This window comes from Streptomyces sp. NPDC051211, from assembly GCF_040689505.1.
Lineage (GTDB): Bacteria > Actinomycetota > Actinomycetes > Streptomycetales > Streptomycetaceae > Streptomyces.
The window spans coordinates 25,521-43,025 of the sequence record NZ_JBFBAV010000031.1 but is presented as its reverse complement, the minus strand read 5'-3'; the positions used below and the strand labels follow the sequence as shown (position 1 = coordinate 43,025).

Annotated in this window: 13 protein-coding genes; 7 read left to right on the top strand and 6 right to left on the bottom strand. The window is 73.0% G+C overall.

The window, feature by feature from the left end; genetic code table 11:
* Positions 1-4: 4 nt before the first annotated feature.
* Positions 5-1,621, bottom strand: a complete 1,617-nt coding sequence (locus AB0447_RS25865) for a carboxyl transferase domain-containing protein (RefSeq protein ID WP_366479152.1) — start codon at positions 1,619-1,621, stop codon at positions 5-7.
* A 92-nt stretch (positions 1,622-1,713) separates the two neighbouring features.
* Here AB0447_RS25865 and AB0447_RS25860 point away from each other — a divergent pair, with 92 nt between their 5' ends.
* From AB0447_RS25860 to AB0447_RS25850, 3 genes are all read left to right on the top strand, one after another.
* Complete coding sequence (locus AB0447_RS25860) at positions 1,714-2,292, top strand: TetR/AcrR family transcriptional regulator (RefSeq protein WP_366479151.1); 579 nt, start codon at positions 1,714-1,716, stop codon at positions 2,290-2,292.
* Between the two features lie 89 nt (positions 2,293-2,381).
* A complete protein-coding gene (locus AB0447_RS25855; protein ID WP_366479150.1) occupies positions 2,382-3,188 on the top strand; it encodes a phosphatase in 807 nt (268 codons plus the stop codon).
* Between the two features lie 194 nt (positions 3,189-3,382).
* Entirely contained in the window at positions 3,383-4,180 is a 798-nt protein-coding gene (locus AB0447_RS25850; protein ID WP_366479149.1) for a DUF4253 domain-containing protein, read from the top strand.
* Between the two features lie 52 nt (positions 4,181-4,232).
* Here AB0447_RS25850 and tesB read toward each other — a convergent pair whose 3' ends face one another.
* Together tesB and AB0447_RS25840 are read right to left on the bottom strand one after the other, a co-directional pair.
* Complete coding sequence (tesB, locus tag AB0447_RS25845; RefSeq protein ID WP_366479148.1) at positions 4,233-5,123, bottom strand: acyl-CoA thioesterase II; 891 nt, start codon at positions 5,121-5,123, stop codon at positions 4,233-4,235.
* 6 nt (positions 5,124-5,129) lie between these two features.
* Entirely contained in the window at positions 5,130-6,287 is a 1,158-nt protein-coding gene (locus AB0447_RS25840) for an acyl-CoA dehydrogenase family protein (protein WP_366479147.1), read from the bottom strand.
* A gap of 226 nt (positions 6,288-6,513) precedes the next feature.
* On the opposite strand from AB0447_RS25840, the gene AB0447_RS25835 reads away from it, so the two are divergent.
* Positions 6,514-7,380: a hypothetical protein gene (locus tag AB0447_RS25835; RefSeq protein WP_366479146.1), complete on the top strand. Its 867-nt coding sequence runs from the start codon at positions 6,514-6,516 to the stop codon at positions 7,378-7,380.
* A gap of 75 nt (positions 7,381-7,455) precedes the next feature.
* Here AB0447_RS25835 and AB0447_RS25830 read toward each other — a convergent pair whose 3' ends face one another.
* From AB0447_RS25830 to AB0447_RS25820, 3 genes are all read right to left on the bottom strand, one after another.
* On the bottom strand, positions 7,456-7,950 hold the full coding sequence (locus AB0447_RS25830; RefSeq protein ID WP_366479145.1) for a hypothetical protein: 495 nt from the start codon (positions 7,948-7,950) through the stop codon (positions 7,456-7,458).
* A complete protein-coding gene (locus AB0447_RS25825) occupies positions 7,904-9,037 on the bottom strand; it encodes an amidase domain-containing protein (RefSeq protein WP_366479143.1) in 1,134 nt (377 codons plus the stop codon). The genes AB0447_RS25830 and AB0447_RS25825 overlap by 47 nt, the downstream gene beginning before the upstream one ends.
* Before the next feature lie 150 nt (positions 9,038-9,187).
* A complete protein-coding gene (locus AB0447_RS25820; protein ID WP_366479142.1) occupies positions 9,188-10,573 on the bottom strand; it encodes a PucR family transcriptional regulator in 1,386 nt (461 codons plus the stop codon).
* Positions 10,574-10,686: 113 nt separating this feature from the next.
* On the opposite strand from AB0447_RS25820, the gene speB reads away from it, so the two are divergent.
* From speB to AB0447_RS25805, 3 genes are all read left to right on the top strand, one after another.
* On the top strand, positions 10,687-11,658 hold the full coding sequence (gene speB, locus AB0447_RS25815; RefSeq protein ID WP_366479140.1) for an agmatinase: 972 nt from the start codon (positions 10,687-10,689) through the stop codon (positions 11,656-11,658).
* Positions 11,659-11,664: 6 nt separating this feature from the next.
* Entirely contained in the window at positions 11,665-13,347 is a 1,683-nt protein-coding gene (locus AB0447_RS25810) for a thiamine pyrophosphate-binding protein (protein ID WP_366479139.1), read from the top strand.
* 107 nt (positions 13,348-13,454) lie between these two features.
* On the top strand, positions 13,455-17,333 hold the full coding sequence (locus AB0447_RS25805) for an ABC transporter ATP-binding protein (protein WP_366479138.1): 3,879 nt from the start codon (positions 13,455-13,457) through the stop codon (positions 17,331-17,333).
* Positions 17,334-17,505 lie beyond the last annotated feature (172 nt).

Genomic DNA, 17,505 nt, shown 5'->3' with positions numbered 1-17,505 from the left:
GTCCTCACATTCGGAAGATGCCGAAGCCGGGCTCGCCCAGCGGGGCGTTGGCACACGCGGTCAGGGCGAGTCCCAGCACCTGCCGGGTCTCCAGCGGGTCGATGACCCCGTCGTCCCAGAGCCGGGCGGTGGCGTAGTACGCGTTGCCCTGCTCCTCGTACTGCGCGCGGATCGGCGCCTTGAAGGCGTCCTCGTCCTCGGCCGGCCACTCCTGGCCCGCGCCCTCGATCTGGTCCCGCTTGACGGTGGCCAGCACGGACGCGGCCTGCTCGCCGCCCATCACGGAGATCTTGGCGTTGGGCCACATCCACAGGAAGCGGGGGGAGTAGGCCCGTCCGCACATCGAGTAGTTGCCCGCGCCGTACGAACCGCCCACGACCACCGTCAGCTTGGGCACCCGGGTGCAGGCCACCGCGGTGACCATCTTGGCGCCGTGCTTGGCGATGCCGCCCGCCTCGTAGTCGCGGCCGACCATGAACCCGGAGATGTTCTGCAGGAACAGCAGCGGGATGCCTCGCTGGTCGCAGAGCTCGATGAAGTGGGCGCCCTTCTGGGCGGATTCCGCGAACAGGATGCCGTTGTTGGCGACGATCCCGACCGGGTGGCCGTGGATCCGGGCGAATCCGGTGACCAGCGTGGTCCCGAACTCGGCCTTGAACTCCTGGAAGCGGGAGCCGTCCGCGATCCGCGCGATGATCTCGCGGGCGTCGTAGGGGGTGCGGGAGTCGACGGGCACCGCGCCGTACAGGCCGTACGGGTCCACCTTCGGCTCCTCGGCCGGCTCCACCGGCCAGGGCAGCGGGCCGCGCTGCGGGAGCGTGGCGACGATGTTCCGTACGATCCGCAGCGCGTGCGCGTCGTCCTCCGCGAGGTGGTCGGTCACGCCGGACACGCGCGAGTGGACCTCGCCGCCGCCCAGCTCCTCGGCCGTGACCACCTCGCCGGTCGCCGCCTTCACCAGCGGCGGACCGCCCAGGAAGATCGTGCCCTGGTTGCGGACGATGACCGCCTCGTCGCTCATCGCCGGGACGTACGCGCCGCCGGCCGTGCAGGAGCCGAGGACGGCGGCGATCTGCGGGATGCCGGCGCCGGACATCCGGGCCTGGTTGTAGAAGATCCGGCCGAAGTGCTCGCGGTCCGGGAACACCTCGTCCTGCATGGGGAGGAATGCGCCGCCCGAGTCGACGAGGTAGAGGCAGGGGAGACGATTCTCCAGCGCCACCTCCTGGGCCCGCAGGTGCTTCTTCACGGTCATCGGGTAGTACGTGCCGCCCTTGACGGTGGCGTCGTTGGCGACGATCACGCACTCGCGGCCGCTGACCCGCCCGATGCCCGCGATCACCCCGGCGGCCGGGGCCGCGCCCCCGTACATGCCCTCGGCGGCCAGCGGGGCCAGCTCCAGGAAGGGGGAGCCCGGGTCGAGGAGGGTGTCCACCCGGTCACGCGGCAGCAGCTTCCCGCGGGCGGTGTGCCGGGCGCGGGCCTTCTCACCGCCGCCGAGCCGGGCGGTCTCCAGGCGGGCCCGGAGCCCCTCGGCGAGCTCGCGGTGGGCGGCCTCGTTGGACCGCCAGGCTTCGGACGCCGGATCGGCGGCACTCTGAAGCACCGGTGCCTGCTGCATCCCGTGAGCCCCCTTGCCCTCGGTTAATGAGCGTTAACGCTTGACCCGCTCAGGTTAACGACCGCTAACGGCCCTGTCTAGAATGGATTCCCATGACCACCAGAGCGGCCGCCCCCACCCGTCGCGAGCAGATCCTCAGTGAGGCCGCTCGTCTCTTCGCCGAGCGCGGATTCCACGGCGTCGGAGTCGACGAGATAGGCGCGGCCGTGGGCATCAGCGGCCCCGGCCTCTACCGCCACTTCGCCGGCAAGGACGCCATGCTGGCCGAGCTGCTGGTCGGCATCAGCGAGCGGCTGCTCACCGGCGGCCGGCACCGGGTCGCCGAGGCGGCCGGGCACCCGGCGGCGGTCCTCGCCTCCCTCATCGACGGCCACATCGACTTCGCCCTCGACGACCGGGCGCTGATCACCCTCCACGACCGCGAGCTGGACCGGCTGCGCGACGAGGACCGCAAGCTGGTCCGGCAGCTCCAGCGGCAGTACGTCGAGCTGTGGGTCGAGGTCGTACGGGAACTGCACCCGGCCGCCCCCGAGGCGGAGGCCCGGGTGGCCGTGCACGCCGTCTTCGGCCTGCTGAACTCCACCCCGCACCTCGGCTCGCTGGGCCGGGAGGCCACCGAATCGCTGCTGCGCCGCCTCGTGAACGGCGCCTTCGCCGCCCTGTCGGAGTAGCCGCGGCCGTAGTCGCGGCCGGTGGCCCGGTGTCCCGCGTGGCGGGACGGAGCCGACGCCTCCGGCCGGGCGGCGGCAGAATGGGCCGCATGCCGATACCCAGCCGCGCGGAACTCATCGACCACCTCGTCCGGACCCGTATCGCGGGCCACGTGGCGACGCCCCGGGAGAACAACCTCTCCCACTACCGCAAGCTCGCCAACGGCGACCGCCACTACTGGCTGGGCCTGGAGCTGGGCGACCGCTGGGCCGACGAGCAGGACGTCCTCGCGGTGATGGCCGAACGCTGCGGCGTGGTCGACGATCCGGCACACCGCTACGGCCAGGACACCATCGACCCCGAGCTGACCGTGGACGCGCTGGACCGGATGGCGGCCCGGCTGCACAAGGCGGCGCTGGACCGGCACAGCGTCCTGCTGGCCACCGGCCACCCGGGCGGCCTGCTGGACGTCCACCGGGCCACGGCGGCCGCCCTGCGCGCGGCGGGCTGCGAGATCGTCGTCATCCCGGCCGGGCTGACCGCGGACGAGGGCTCGGTGTGGCAGTTCGCGGACGTGGCGGTCCTGGAGCGCGGCGCCACCCTGTGGCACACCCATTCGCCGGAACCGATGGCCGCGATCCTCGACGGCCTGGCCGCGGCCGGCCGCCCCCAGCCCGACCTGGTCGTCGCCGACCACGGCTGGGCGGGCTGCGCGGCCCAGCGCGGCCTCGACGCGGTCGGCTACGCGGACTGCAACGACCCCGCCCTGTTCCTCGGCGAGGCGGAAGGCACCCTCCAGGTCGCCGTCCCGCTGGACGACCACGTCCGCGACCCCCGCTACTACGACCCCCTGGTGGCGTACCTGCTGGGCACGGCCGGGCTCTCGGAGACGGGCGCCGCCGCAGACGAGGCCTGAGGCCCCCGGCCGGCCCGGCATCCGGCGCTGCCCGGCGGGCGCTGCTCCGGCGGGCGCTGCTCCGGCGGGCGCTGCTCCGGCGGGCGTCCGGCGGGTGCTGCCCCGGCGGGCGTCCGGCGGGCGGTGCTCCGGCGGGCGCTGCCCCTGTGAGTGCCGCCCCGGCGATGTCAGTGCCCGTCGGTACGGTCGGCCCCATGACGACGCCTTCGCACCCCCTGTCAGCCCTGCCCGACGGACTCGGCCTGCCGGCCGGGTCGGTGATCGCGCAGGGCGGCGCGCCGTTGCTGTGGCTGGCCGACGAGGCGGCGGAGCCCGGCAGTTGGGCGCAGTACCGATCGGCGGCGGAATCCGCCGGGCTGCTGCCCGTACTGCTCCACGACACCCACGGGCCGAAGGCGTGGTGGGCGGACCGGCTGCTCCCCGGCCGGATGTCCGACCCCGACGACCACCACGTCGAGGTGGTGCTGCGCGAGTACTGGGAGGCCGTCGTCCCGGACGAGGAGGAGGACGCGGACCCGGAGGGGGAGGGCGCGGAGCTGATCGCGCCGTTCGGCCGCACCTGGGCGGGTCTGGCCACGCCCGGCGGGGACGGAGCCGACCCGGAGGCCGAGGCGGCCCGTACGGCCGAGGCGCTCCTCGCGAGCGGACGGCTCCGCAACCCCCGGCTCGCGCTGGTCCCGGCCCGCCGCAGGGCGGACATACCCTCCGCCATCGGCTGGACCGGTCCCACGAACCACGAGGACGACACGGCGCGGCTCGGCGCGGTGCTGCGCTCCTGGGAGGAGCGGTACGGCGCCCGTGTGGTCGCGCTCGGCTACGACCTGCTCGACCTGTCGGTGGCCGCCCCGCCCCGCACCTCCGCCGAGTCCCTCGCGGTGGCCGCCGAACACTTCGCCTTCGCCCCCGACAACGTCTGGCAGGGCGCCGGCTCCCTCCGGGAGTACGCGCAGGAGCTGCCGGGCTCCCGGGAGTGGACGTTCTGGTGGGACTGACCGGGAGACCGGCCGGGCCCGGCGCCCGCCCCCACCACCGCGGGGGCGGGGCTCAGGCGCGAGGGACGCGTACGACACCCTCCTGGATGACGGTGATCGCCAGCCGCCCGTCCTGGGTGTAGATCCGGGCCTGCCCCAGGCCCCGGCCGCCGTGCGCGGAGGGCGACTCCTGGTCGTACAGCAGCCATTCGTCGGCCCGGAACGGCCGGTGGAACCACATCGCGTGGTCCAGGGAGGCGCCGACCACGTCGCCGACCGCCCAGCCGCCCCGCCCGTGTGCAAGCAGCACCGAGTCGAGCAGGGTCATGTCGGAGACGTAGGTGGCCAGGCAGACGTGCAGCAGCGGGTCGTCCGCGAGCTTTCCGGCCGTACGGAACCACACCTGCGAGCGGGGTTCCACCGGCTCGCCGACGCTGCCCCACGGTGGGGTGGTGGCGTACCGCAGGTCCACCGCGCCCCGCGCCTCGACCAGCCGTTCCACCGTGCCCGGATCGCGGAAGATCTCCCGGTAGCGGGGCAGGGACTCGGCGGCCGTCGGCAGGGACTCCGGGTCCGGTGCGGGCGGCATGGGGGCCTGGTGGTCGAGGCCGTCCTCGTACGTCTGGAAGGACGCGGAGAGGTGGAAGATCGGCTGGCCGTGCTGGACGGCGACCACCCGGCGGGTGGTGAAGGACCGCCCGTCGCGGATCCGGTCGACCGAGTAGACGATCGGCGCACCCGCGTCCCCGGCCCGCAGGAAGTACGAGTGCAGGGAGTGCGCCGCCCGGTCCCCGGGCACGGTGCGGCCGGCCGCGACCAGTGCCTGGGCCGCGACCTGTCCGCCGAACACGCGCGGCACCACCGACTCACGGCTGGTGCCGCGGAAGATGTCCTCCTCGATCTGCTCCAGGTCGAGCAGATCGAGGAGGGACGCCAGTGCCACGTTCTTGTCGAGCTCAGCCAAGGGGACTTACAGGCCCATCGACTTGGCGATGATGGACTTCATGACCTCGCTGGTGCCGCCGTAGATGCGGTTCACGCGGTTGTCGGCGTAGAGGCGGGCGATCGGGTACTCGTTCATGTAGCCGTAGCCGCCGTGCAGCTGGAGGCACTTGTCGATGACGCGGTGCGCTACCTCGGTGCAGAACAGCTTCGCGGAGGCGGCCTCGGCGGCGGTCAGCTCGCCGGCGTCCAGGGCCTCCAGGGCGCGGTCGGCGACCGCCTCGGCGGCGTCCACCTCGGCCTGGCAGGAGGCCAGTTCGAACTTGGTGTTCTGGAAGTGCGCGACCGGCTTGCCGAAGACGGTGCGCTCCGTCACGTACTGCTGGGCGAACCGGACGGCGGCCTTGGCCTGCGCGTACGCGCCGAAGGCGATGCCCCAGCGCTCGGAGGGCAGGTTGGCGCCGAGGTAGTAGAAGCCCTTGTTCTCCTCGCCGAGCAGGTCCTCGACCGGGACCTTCACGTCGACGAACGCCAGCTCGGCGGTGTCGGAGGTGCGCAGGCCGAGCTTGTCCAGCTTGCGGCCGATGGAGTAGCCCTCCGACTTGGTGTCCACGGCGAAGAGGGAGATGCCGAAGCGGCGGTCCTGCTCGCTGGGGGCGGAGGTGCGGGCGCAGACGATCACGCGGTCGGCGTGCACGCCGCCGGTGATGAAGGTCTTGGCGCCGTTGAGGACGTAGTGGGTGCCGTCCTCGGAGAGCTTGGCGGTGGTCTTCATGCCCGCGACGTCGGAGCCGGTGCCCGGCTCGGTCATCGCCAGCGCCCACATCTCCTCGCCGGAGACGAACTTCGGGAGGTAGCGCTTCTTCTGCTCGTCGGTGGCGAGCATCTTGATGTACGGGAGGGCGAGCAGCACGTGCACGCCGGAGCCGCCGAAGTTCACGCCCGCGCGCGAGGTCTCCTCGTACAGGACGGCCTCGAACTTGTGGGTGTCCAGGCCCGCGCCGCCGAACTCCTCGGGGACGTTGATGCCGAAGACGCCCAGCTCGCCGAGCTTGTAGTAGAAGTCGCGCGGCGCCTGGCCGGCCGCGAACCACTCGTCGTAGACGGGGACGACCTCAGCCTCGATGAAGGCCCGGATGGTCTCCCGGAACGCCTCGTGGTCCTCGTTGAATACGGTACGGCGCACGGCCGGCTCCCTTCGGTGGCGGCGGTCCGCCGCTTATGCCTAAGCGCTTGCTCAGACTAAGTTACCGGCGGGTTGTCCTCGCTGTCCATATGTCGTTCCCCTCACACCCTCTCGACCCCGGCTCGCCGGGCGCCGAGGGGGCGTGTCCGGAATTCCCCTTCTGTCGGGGCGGGTGCCGCCGGTTGACTCAGGGGTCGATCTTGTCCTCGACAGAACAGGAACCCCTATGTTCAGGCGGCTGATCAGCCTTGCGGCAGCCATGGCGGCCACCGTGACGCTCGGCCTGGGTACGGCCCAGGCCGCGAGCGCGGAGGAGCCCCGGGCGGCGAAGCGCGTCCACAACGCGATGCAGATCGTGTTCAACGCCTCCACCCCGAACAGCTTCTGCACCATCGGGGCCGTCGGCAACGACGACTACGGGCGGAGGATAGCCATCTCCGCCGGGCACTGCGGCAACGGCTACTACCAGCACGCCGACCGTGAGCTGCGCGACAACATCCTCCCCGTCTACCACCGGCAGGACATCGGCTGGGGCCCCATCGGCTGGGTGCGCTACTTCAAGGACCCCGAGGGGTCCATGACCGGCCACGTCACCAAGGACTACATGGTCATCGAGCTGGTCCCGGAGGTCACCCTGTCCTCCCAGGGGCCGACCCTGAAGCAGACCGGCGTGCTGGAGGTGCCCGGCGGGACCCCCAGCCCCAACGCCCTCAGCCCGGCCCTGAACAGCGAGCGGCTGCTCGGCGCGGCCTGGTTCAACAACAACGAGCTGGTCGTCTCCGGACAGCTGGGCATCTGGTACGGGCGGATCACCAACAACGCCCAGGGCGTGTACCAGGCCCATCCCCAGCACCAGGCGGGCGACTCCGGCGGGCCGACCATCTGGCACGTGCCGGGGACGGCCTACCCCTCGGAGGCCAACGGCTACCGGGCCGAGGGGCCCTGGGCCGGCATCACCAAGGGGATGATCATCTCGTACCCCTGGTACGTGTACACCAGCTCGGCGAACATCCTGGCCGACCTGCGCGCCCGGGACACCGCCGACCCCGCCGACGTCTTCGGCGCCGGCTTCGAGGTGACCGCCAACCCGTGACGCGGGTCGGCCCTGCCCGGACCCGCGGCCCCTTCACGGGGACGCGGGCCCGAGCGGGTCGGGACGGTGGGGCCGTCAGGGTGGCGGGGTGGTGTCCGCCGCGCCGGACGGCTTCGGCACCACGCCCTCCAGCGGGGTGAGCAGCCAGTGCTCGTCCTCCCAGCTGACGGTCTCGCTCACCTCGACGGGACGCTGCGCGGCCTTGGCGGTGCCGGTCAGCCGTACGGTCCAGACATCGGGGAACTCCGAGGTCCGGGTCCAGGCGACGTCCCAGTCCTGGCCTCCGTACTTCTTGATCCGGGCGGAGGCGTCGGCCTTGCCGTACGGATGGTCGTCGAGGAGGTCGGCCAGGCCGGCCTCGTCCGACCGGTTGAGCAGCGCCACGTACGACCGGAGGAAGCGGTCCTGGTCGGCCAGGTCCGCCTTCTCGTCGCCACCCCCGCCGCATGCGGCGATCAGGGCGGCGCAGAGCGAGGCGGCGACCCCGGCCGCGATCCGGGAGGACAGGCGGCGGCCGCCTCGGTCAGGTGCGGAAGGCGTAGTACTTGGCCCCCGGGTTTTGCGCCACAATGCTCGACACCGACTTCCGGTAGGTGTTGTTGGAGTGGTACGTGAGGTAGGGAACACCACGCGAGCTGCGGTACGTGGTGATCATCGAGTGGTCCTTGGACCCGTTGCCGCTGAAGTCCATCTGGAGGATGTCCCCGACGCCCAGGTGGTACACGTTCGAAAGGTTGTACGTCCGCTTGCTGTACAGCGCGAACGACGCCCAGTAGTTCACGTTCACCCAGGACGTGGTCTGGTTCGCGGAGTTGTACCACCAGTTCTTGTAGCTCTTGTACCAGCCGGTGTCGTTCTTCCAGCCGCCCGCCCGCAGGGACTGGCTGATGAAGTTGGTGCAGTCTCCGCCGACGTCGTTGAACTTCCGGTACGCCGGGTTGTAGTTCTTCCAGTACTTCTCGGCGTACCTGGCCATCGCGCCGTAGTCGTACCCGGCCCGCACCGAGAGCTTCGACTGCGGCTGCGCGGGTACGGCGGTGCCGGCGGGTTCGGCCCCGGGGACCGCCACGCCGCCCTCGTCCACGACGGTGGTGTCCGGTGCGTTGATCGCGGCCGGTCCGTCCCGGTCGAGCGGGGAGACGGCGGTGAGCTGCCACGATCCGTCCCGGCCGGCGGTGAAGGCGAGTTCGTGCCGCGCCTGGAAGCCGGTCGTCGGCGGCTCGTCGCCGTGGATCCGCTTGTAGGTGAGTTCCGTGGTCTCGGTGACTCGCACCTTCGCGCGGTCGCCGTTGATCTGCACGCTGTCGATGTCGACGTCGAGTTTTGCCGCCGTGTACGCCTCCTTCAGCGCGGCGAGCCGCGCCTTGCGCTGGACCAGGCCGGTGACGGCCGCGTCCTCGGCGCGGGCCAGGCTGCTCGCGACGCGTACGGCACCCGACGGGGGCGTCGCCGCGTAGGCGTCCGGGCGGGCGCCGTCCAGCAGGGCCGAGGTGCGCTTGGTGAGTACGGCATCGGCGAGGGCGGCGAAGTCCTTGGTGGTCGCCGCGTCGACGGTGCGGTCGCGGACCGCCGCCGGGTCGGCTGCGGTCGCGGCGCTCGCCCCCGCCGCCGGGAGCAGAACCACCGACAGGGCGCCGGCCAGGACGCCCACGGTCACGGACCTTAATCGCATGATCGATTTCACTTTCCGCTTCCCCCTTGTGTGCGGGTGTGAAGTGCCTGCCTATCGACTGTGCCAAATCCGGACGCCAAACGCGTTGTATTTTGGCCGTGTTGGCAGATGATTCTTTCGGAGTGAGCTGTTCCGTCACGGCTGTTCGCTGTGTCGGAGGGCGAACCACAGCTCCATGCGCACGTCGGGGTCGTCCAGGTCCCGGCCCAGCAGCGCCGCGCAACGGGCGATGCGCTGGCGGACCGTGTTGCGGTGGATGCCCAGGGCCGCCGCCGTGCGGTCCCAGCTGCCGTGCTGGGCCAGCCAGCCGCGCAGGGTGTCCGCGAGTACGGGGCCCAGCGGCGCCAGCACGGCCCGCGCGTGTGCCCGGGCCTCCTCCTCGGAGACCAGGGCGTCGAGCCCGGCCTCGCTGTGCCGCGCCAGGGGTGCGCGGGCGCCGCGGGCCCGGCGCAGGGCGCGGGCCGCCTGGCCGTCGGCCGCCGCCAGCTGCTCCGCCCCGGCGGGGGCGCTCGCGCCGAGGGTCCAGCCGGGCTGCGGCTCCGGGTCCCGCGCGGTGATCAGGCGTACCCCGTCCGCCGCCGCGTCCACGAGCGAGGTGCCCAGCGCGGCCGCCAGGCCGGCCGGGTCGCCGGAGCCCTGCGCGTGGACCACCGTCCACGGGCCCGGCCCGAGCAGCGCCGCGGCCTCGGTGGGGGAGCCGTCCAGGAGGAGGCGGGTCAGGGCGGCGGCCTCCGCCCCGCCCGGGCGGGGCGCGGTCAGCAGGGTCAGCAGCACCGCCGCGATGCCGGCGATGGTGTGGTCGCCCGGGGCGCGCTGCGGGGCGGCCACGCCCAGGGCCGGCCGGTGCTCGCCGCCGCCCCGGCCGGCCCGCCCCAGCGCGTACGCGGTCAGGGTCCAGCCCGAGTGCTCGTCCGAGGCGGTGGCCGGGCCGCCCGTACCCACCCGCCGGGCCAGGGCCGTCAGCGCTGCCGCGACCTCGGGCGACGCCGGGCGGCCCGCCGTACGGGCCGGCCCGTCCGGGGAGGTCAGCTCCGCCCGGCCGCCCACCGCCGCCGCCAGGCGGCCCAGGACCGCCGGGACCGGGTCGGGCCGGGCCGCCGCGGCCGCGAGGGACTGCTGGGCCTCGGTGACCCGGCGGAGCTCCCGGGTACGGGACTCCGCCATCAGCCGCCACACCGTGCGGGCCACCGCGGTGAACGGCGTGCCGGGCTCCACCTCCACCAGCGGCAGCCCCTCCGCCGCGCAGGCCTCGACCAGCGCCTGGGGGACCCGCTCGTGCACGGGCGTCACCCCGAACCCGAGCACCGCCACCCCGGCCCGGACCAGCCGGGCCACGTACTCCGCCGGGTCCGCCTGCCAGGCCCCCGCCGTGAGCAGCAGCTCGCCGCCCAGCAGATAGGGGGTGGGGTCGGCCATCTCGGAGGCGTGGACGCCGTGGATCTCCGCCTCGGCGGGCCCGGCGAGGCGGCGCAGCCCCAGGGCGGCCAGCCCCACCGCCGGTGTAGGGGGATGCTCTGGCATGGATGCTCCGTACATATCGGACCGGCACAGTGGATGAAACGTACACTTCGTGGTGGGGGGCCCGCCGCTTACGCTCGAAGCACCGCACCGTTATCGATGAAGGGCCACCCGCCATGAGTACGCACAGCACGCAGCAGCCGCGCGGACCCGTCGACTCCTCCCGCATCCCGCGCTACGCCGGCCCGGCCACCTTCGCCCGGCTGCCCCGGCTCGACGAGGTCGGCTCCGCCGACGTCGCCGTCGTCGGCGTGCCCTTCGACTCCGGTGTGTCCTACCGCCCCGGCGCCCGCTTCGGCGGCAACGCCATCCGTGAGGCCTCCCGCCTGCTGCGCCCGTACAACCCGGCCCAGGACGCCTCCCCCTTCGCCCTCGCCCAGGTCGCCGACGCCGGCGACATCGCGGTGAACCCCTTCAACATCAACGAAGCCGTCGAGACGGTCGAGGCCGCGGCCGACGAGCTGCTGGGCGCCGGCTCCCGCCTGATGACCCTCGGCGGCGACCACACCATCGCCCTCCCCCTGCTCCGCTCCGTCGCCAAGAAGCACGGCCCGGTCGCGCTCCTCCACTTCGACGCGCACCTGGACACCTGGGACACCTACTTCGGCGCCGAGTACACCCACGGCACGCCGTTCCGCCGCGCCGTCGAGGAGGGCATCCTCGACACCGAGGCGCTCTCCCACGTCGGTACCCGCGGCCCGCTCTACGGCAAGCAGGACCTCGACGACGACGCCAAGATGGGCTTCGGCATCGTCACCTCCGCCGACGTCTACCGCCGCGGCGCCGACGAGGTCGCCGACCAGCTGCGCCAGCGCATCGGCGACCGCCCGCTGTACATCTCCATCGACATCGACGTGCTCGACCCGGCCCACGCGCCCGGCACCGGCACGCCGGAGGCCGGCGGCATGACCTCCCGCGAGCTGCTGGAGATCATCCGGGGCCTGTCCTCCTGCAACCTGGTTTCCGCCGATGTCGTCGAGGTCGCCCCGGCGTACGATCACGCAGAAATCACCTCGGTCGCGGCCTCGCACACCGCGTACGAGCTCACCACGATCATGAGCCGCCAGATCGCGGCTTCGAAGGGCTAGTCAAGCGTGACGCACGACCACGACCTGGTACTCCGTCCCACCGAGGCGCAAATGGCGGCCGCCCTCGCGCCGCCGCCCGGCCGGACCGGCGGGGACCTGGTCGTGGAAACGCTGCGCAGCCTGGGCGCGACCACCGTGTTCGGCATCCCCGGGCAGCACGCGCTCGCCGTCTTCGACGCCGTCGGCCGCTCCGACCTGCGGCTGATCACCCTCCGGGTGGAGAACAACGCCGGGTTCGCGGCCGACGCGTACGGCCGCCTCACCGGCGAGGCCACCCCGCTGCTGCTGTCCACCGGGCCGGGCGCGCTGACCGCGCTGCCGGCCCTCGCGGAGGCCGCGGCCGCCTCGGCGCCCGTGCTGGCCATCTCCTCCCAGGTGCCCAGCGCCGGCCTCGGCGGCGGCCGCCGCGGCCACCTGCACGAGCTGCGGGACCAGGCCGCGTCCTTCCGCGACGTGGTCAAGTCGGTGCACACCGCCCGCACCCAGTCCCAGATCCCCTCGGTCATCGCCGAGGCCTGGGAGTCCGCGCTGACCGCCCCGCACGGCCCGGTCTGGGTGGAGATCCCCGAGGACGTCCTCCGGGCCGAGACCGTCCTCCCGCAGGTCACGGGCGTGGACGCGACCCCGCACGAGCTCGCGCCGAGGCCCGAGCTGACCGCCCTGGCGGCGCACTGGCTGCAGAACGCCTCCCGCCCCGTGATCATCGCGGGCGGCGGGGTGATCCGCTCCGACGCCGCGGGCAAGCTCAGGCAACTGGCGGAACGGCTCGACGCCCCCGTGGTCACCACCTTCGGCGGCAAGGGCGCCTTCCCCTGGACGCACCCGCTGTCCCTCCAGTCCTGGCTGGAGGACCGCCACATGACCGACTTCCTGGAGGACGCGGACGTCCTCCTGGTGGTCGGCTCCGGCCTGGGCGAGCTGTCCTCGAACTACCACACCTTCTTCCCCGGCGGCCGGGTCGTCCAGATCGAAGCCGACCTCGGCAAACTGGAGTCCAACCACCCCGCCCTCGGCATCCACGCCGACGCCCGCCTCGCCCTGCAGGCCCTGCTCGAAACGGTGGACCGGCGGGAGGACCCGCACGCCGCGACCCGGGTCCAGCTGGTCCTGGCCGAGATCGGGGGCCGCCTCGCCGCCCAGGACCTCGGGCTGGAGCAGCAGCTCCTGACCTCGATCCGGTCGGCGCTGTCGCCCCGCTCCCCGTCCTTCTGGGACATGACGATCCTGTCGTACTGGGCCTGGTCGGCCTTCGACGCCCGCCACCCCAACACCATGCACTCGGCCCAGGGCGCCGGCGGCCTCGGCTACGCCTTCCCCGCCGCCCTCGGAGCCTGCGTGGCCGAACCGGACACCCCGGTCCTGGCCGTGTCCGGCGACGGCGGCGCGATGTACTCGATCGCCGAACTCGCCACGGCACGGCAGCACGACCTGGACGTGACCTGGCTGATCGTGGACGACGGCGGCTACGGCATCCTGCGCGAGTACATGACCGACGCGTACGGCCGCCCCACCGCGACCGAACTCACCCGCCCGGACTTCGTCGCCCTCGCGGCCTCCTTCGGCATCCCGGCCGCCACCACCACCCCGGCCTCCCTCACCGCCGACCTCAAGCAGTCCCTCAGCACCCCGGGCCCCTCGGTCCTGGTCCTCCCGGCCACCCTCCGGATGTTCGCCCCCACGCACCTCTGACGCTCCACTCCTCCTCCGGATGGCCGCCCCACTGTTGCAGCGGGATGAAATCCGGGTCCGACTGTGTTTGGGCTTCCGGTAGAGCAGGACGGACGGGGAGGCATCACGTGGCGGCCGCAGAGACAGCCGGGACAGAGCAGGGGTGGGGGCGGCGGCTGGCCGCCTACACCTGGCGGTACAAGGCGAACGTGCTGCTCGCGCTCGGGTCCTCACTGGCCGGGATGGCCGTCATGGCCCTCGTACCGCTGGTCACCAAGGTGATCATCGACGACGTGATCGGGGACCGGAGCCGGCCCATGGGCCCGTGGGCCGGGATGCTCATAGGCGCCGCGGTAGCCGTCTACGTACTGACCTACATACGCAGGTACTACGGCGGCCGGCTCGCCCTCGACGTCCAGCACGACCTGCGCACCGAGATGTACGCGACCATCACCCGGCTCGACGGGCGCCGGCAGGACGAGCTCTCCACCGGACAGGTCGTCGGCCGAGCCACCAGCGACCTCCAGCTCATCCAGGGTCTGCTCTTCATGCTGCCGATGACCATCGGCAACTTCCTGCTCTTCGGGATATCCCTGGGGATCATGCTGTGGCTCTCGCCGCTGCTGACCCTCGTCGCCCTGCTGATGGCCCCCGCCCTGTGGTTCATCGCCAAGCGCAGCCGCAAGAAGCTCTTCCCCGCCACCTGGTACGCCCAGGGCCAGGCCGCCGCCGTCGCCGGCGTCGTCGACGGGGCCGTCACCGGCGTCCGCGTCGTCAAGGGCTTCGGGCAGGAGGAGCAGGAGACCGGCAAGCTGCGCGAGGCCGGACGCCGGCTCTTCGCCGGGCGGCTGCGCTCCATCCGGCTGAACTCCCGCTACACCCCCGCCCTGCAGGCCGTACCCGGCCTCGGCCAGGTCGCCATCCTCGCCCTCGGCGGCTGGATGGCCACCCGCGGACAGGTCACCCTCGGCACCTTCGTCGCCTTCTCCACCTACCTCGCGCAGCTCGTCGGCCCGGTCCGCATGCTCGCCATGGTCCTCACCGTCGGGCAGCAGGCCCGGGCCGGCGTCGAGCGGGTCCTGGAGCTCATCGACACCGAGCCGACCATGCAGGACGGCACCGTCGAACTCCCCGCCGACGCCCCCGCCACCGTCGAGTTCGAGGACGTGTCCTTCGGCTACGACCCCGACCGGCCCGTCCTCGACGGCTTCTCGCTCCGCATCGCCCCCGGCGAGACCGTCGCCGTCGTCGGCGCCTCCGGCAGCGGCAAGTCCACCGTCTCCCTGCTCCTGCCCCGCTTCTACGACGCCACCCGCGGCACCGTCCGGATCGGCGGCCACGACGTCCGCGAGCTCACCCACGACTCGCTGCGCGCCGCGATCGGCCTCGTGCCCGAGGACTCGTTCCTGTTCTCCGACTCGGTACGCGCCAACATCGCCTACGGGCGCCCCGACGCCACCGAGGAGGAGGTCCGCGCCGCCGCCCGCGCCGCCCAGGCCGACGGCTTCATCGAGGCCCTCCCCGCCGGCTACGACACCAAGGTCGGCGAACACGGCCTCACCCTCTCCGGCGGCCAGCGCCAGCGCGTCGCGCTGGCCCGCGCCATCCTGACCGACCCCCGGCTGCTGCTCCTCGACGACGCCACCTCCGCCGTCGACGCCCGCATCGAACACGAGATCCACGAGGCCCTGCGCTCCGTCATGGCGGGCCGCACCACCCTCCTCATCGCCCACCGCCGCTCCACCCTCGCCCTCGCCGACCGGATCGCCGTCCTCGACCACGGCCGGCTCGCGGCCCTCGGCACCTACGAGGAACTGGAACGCGGCTCCGCGCTGTTCCGCCGGCTCCTGACCGACCCCGACGCGCTCGCCGGCGGGTCCCCGCGCACCCCCGAGAGCGCCGACATGGTCCTCGCGGGCATGGAGCGCGATCTCCTCGAACGCGATCTGGAGATCGAGGCGGAGATCGACTCCGAGCCGGTCAGCGCCAAGCGCCGGCTGGTGGACGGCGTCACCCCCGAACTGTGGCGCCGCCGCGACAGCGGCTCCGACTCCGGCCGCGAGTCCGGCCGCGACGCCGAGTCCGGCCCCGCCGCCGCCCCGGCCGCCGCCACCGGCGCGCCCGGCCCCGGCCACTCCATGGCCGGTGCCGTCGCCGGCATGCCCGCCACCCCCGAACTCCTCGCCCAGGTCGCCGCGCTCCCGCCGGCCACCGACACCCCCGACATCGACGAGCAGCGGGCCGTCGCCCCCGAGGACAGCTACGGCCTGCGCCGGCTGCTCGGCGGCTTCTGGGCGCCGCTCGCCATCAGCCTCGGCCTGGTCGCCGTGGACGCGGGCGCCGGCCTGCTGCTGCCCATCCTGATCCGGCACGGCATCGACGAGGGCGTCGAACAGCTCGCCCTCGGTGCGGTGTGGGTGGCCGCCGGGCTCGCGCTGGCCGTCGTCCTCGCCCAGTGGGCGGCCCAGATCGCCGAGATCCGGATGACCGGCCGGACCGGCGAGCGGGTGCTCTACTCCCTCCGCGTCAAGATCTTCGCGCAACTCCAGCGGCTCGGCCTCGACTACTACGAGCGCGAACTCACCGGCAAGATCATGACCCGGATGACCACCGACGTGGACGCCCTGTCCACCTTCCTGCAGACCGGCCTGGTCACCGCCGTCGTCTCGGTGTTCACCTTCTTCGGGATCCTGATCGCGCTGCTCGTCCTCGACGTGGAGCTGGCTCTGATCGTCTTCGCGACCCTGCCGCTGCTGGTGGTCGGGACGATCGTGTTCCGCCGCCGGTCCGTCAAGGCGTACGAGCTGGCCCGCGACCGGGTCAGCCTGGTCAACGCCGACCTCCAGGAGTCCGTCTCCGGGCTGCGGATCGTCCAGGCCTTCGGCCGCGAGCGTTCCGGCGCCGCCCGGTTCGCCGAGCGCAGCGACTCCTACCGCCAGGCCCGGGTCCGCGGCCAGTGGCTGATATCCGTCTACTTCCCGTTCGTTCAGCTGCTGTCCTCGGTCGCCGCGGCCGCCGTGCTGATCGTCGGCGCGGGCCGGGTCGAAGCCGGCACCCTGACCACCGGCGCGCTCGTCGCCTACCTGCTCTACATCGACCTGTTCTTCGCCCCGGTCCAGCAGCTCTCCCAGGTCTTCGACGGATACCAGCAGGCCACGGTCTCGCTGGGCCGCATCCAGGGCCTGCTGCGGGAACCCACCACCACCCCGCTGCCCGCCGCCCCGCGCGAAGTGGCCGCGCTCCGCGGGGAGATCGCCTTCGAGGGGGTCCGGTTCCAGTACGGCACCGCCGAGGAGCGCGGGGAGAAGGGGGACGCCCTGGCCGGAATCGACCTGCGGATCCCCGCCGGCCAGACCGTCGCCTTCGTCGGCGAGACCGGAGCCGGAAAGTCCACCCTGGTCAAGCTCGTCGCCCGGTTCTACGACCCGACCTCCGGCCGGGTCACCGCCGACGGCACCGACCTGCGCGAGCTCGACCTGACGGAGTACCGGCACCGGCTGGGCGTGGTCCCCCAGGAGTCGTACCTCTTCCCGGGGACGGTCCGGGACGCCATCGCGTACGGGCGGCCCGACGCGAGCGACGCCGAAGTGGAGGCGGCCGCCCGCGCGGTCGGCGCCCACGACATGATCGCCACCCTGGACGGCGGCTACCTGCACACCGTCGCCGAACGCGGCCGCAACCTGTCGGCCGGGCAGCGTCAGCTGATCGCGCTGGCCCGGGCCGAACTCGTCGACCCCGACGTGCTGCTGCTCGACGAGGCCACCGCCGCCCTGGACCTGGCGAGCGAGGCACTCGTCAACCAGGCCACCGACCGGCTCGCCGGCAAGCGGACCACCCTGGTCGTGGCCCACCGGCTCACCACCGCCGCCCGCGCCGACCGGGTCGTGGTGATGGACCGCGGCCGGGTGGTCGAGGACGGCACGCACACCGAACTCCTGGCCCGCGGCGGCCGGTACGCCGACCTGTGGCGGACCTTCGTCGGCGAGGACGAGCCCGCCGCGGCCTAGGGGGGTGTCCGGCGGATCATGGCCGGGCCCGGGCCGCCTGGCACCGCGGCTTGCCGCGTTGTCGTCGGTCGCCGATGCTCCGCATGGGCTCCCTCCTCCGCCTTGCAATCCACGGCACCAGACGACCCGGGCTATCCGACCCTGATCCGCCGGACACCCCCTAATGCAACCA

Coding starts and splice junctions, on each gene's coding strand:
- AB0447_RS25865 (WP_366479152.1), bottom strand. CDS start 1,621: ATGCAGCAGGCACCGGTGCTTCAGAGTGCCGCCGATCCGGCGTCCGAA.
- AB0447_RS25860 (WP_366479151.1), top strand. CDS start 1,714: ATGACCACCAGAGCGGCCGCCCCCACCCGTCGCGAGCAGATCCTCAGT.
- AB0447_RS25855 (WP_366479150.1), top strand. CDS start 2,382: ATGCCGATACCCAGCCGCGCGGAACTCATCGACCACCTCGTCCGGACC.
- AB0447_RS25850 (WP_366479149.1), top strand. CDS start 3,383: ATGACGACGCCTTCGCACCCCCTGTCAGCCCTGCCCGACGGACTCGGC.
- AB0447_RS25835 (WP_366479146.1), top strand. CDS start 6,514: ATGTTCAGGCGGCTGATCAGCCTTGCGGCAGCCATGGCGGCCACCGTG.
- AB0447_RS25820 (WP_366479142.1), bottom strand. CDS start 10,573: ATGCCAGAGCATCCCCCTACACCGGCGGTGGGGCTGGCCGCCCTGGGG.
- speB (WP_366479140.1), top strand. CDS start 10,687: ATGAGTACGCACAGCACGCAGCAGCCGCGCGGACCCGTCGACTCCTCC.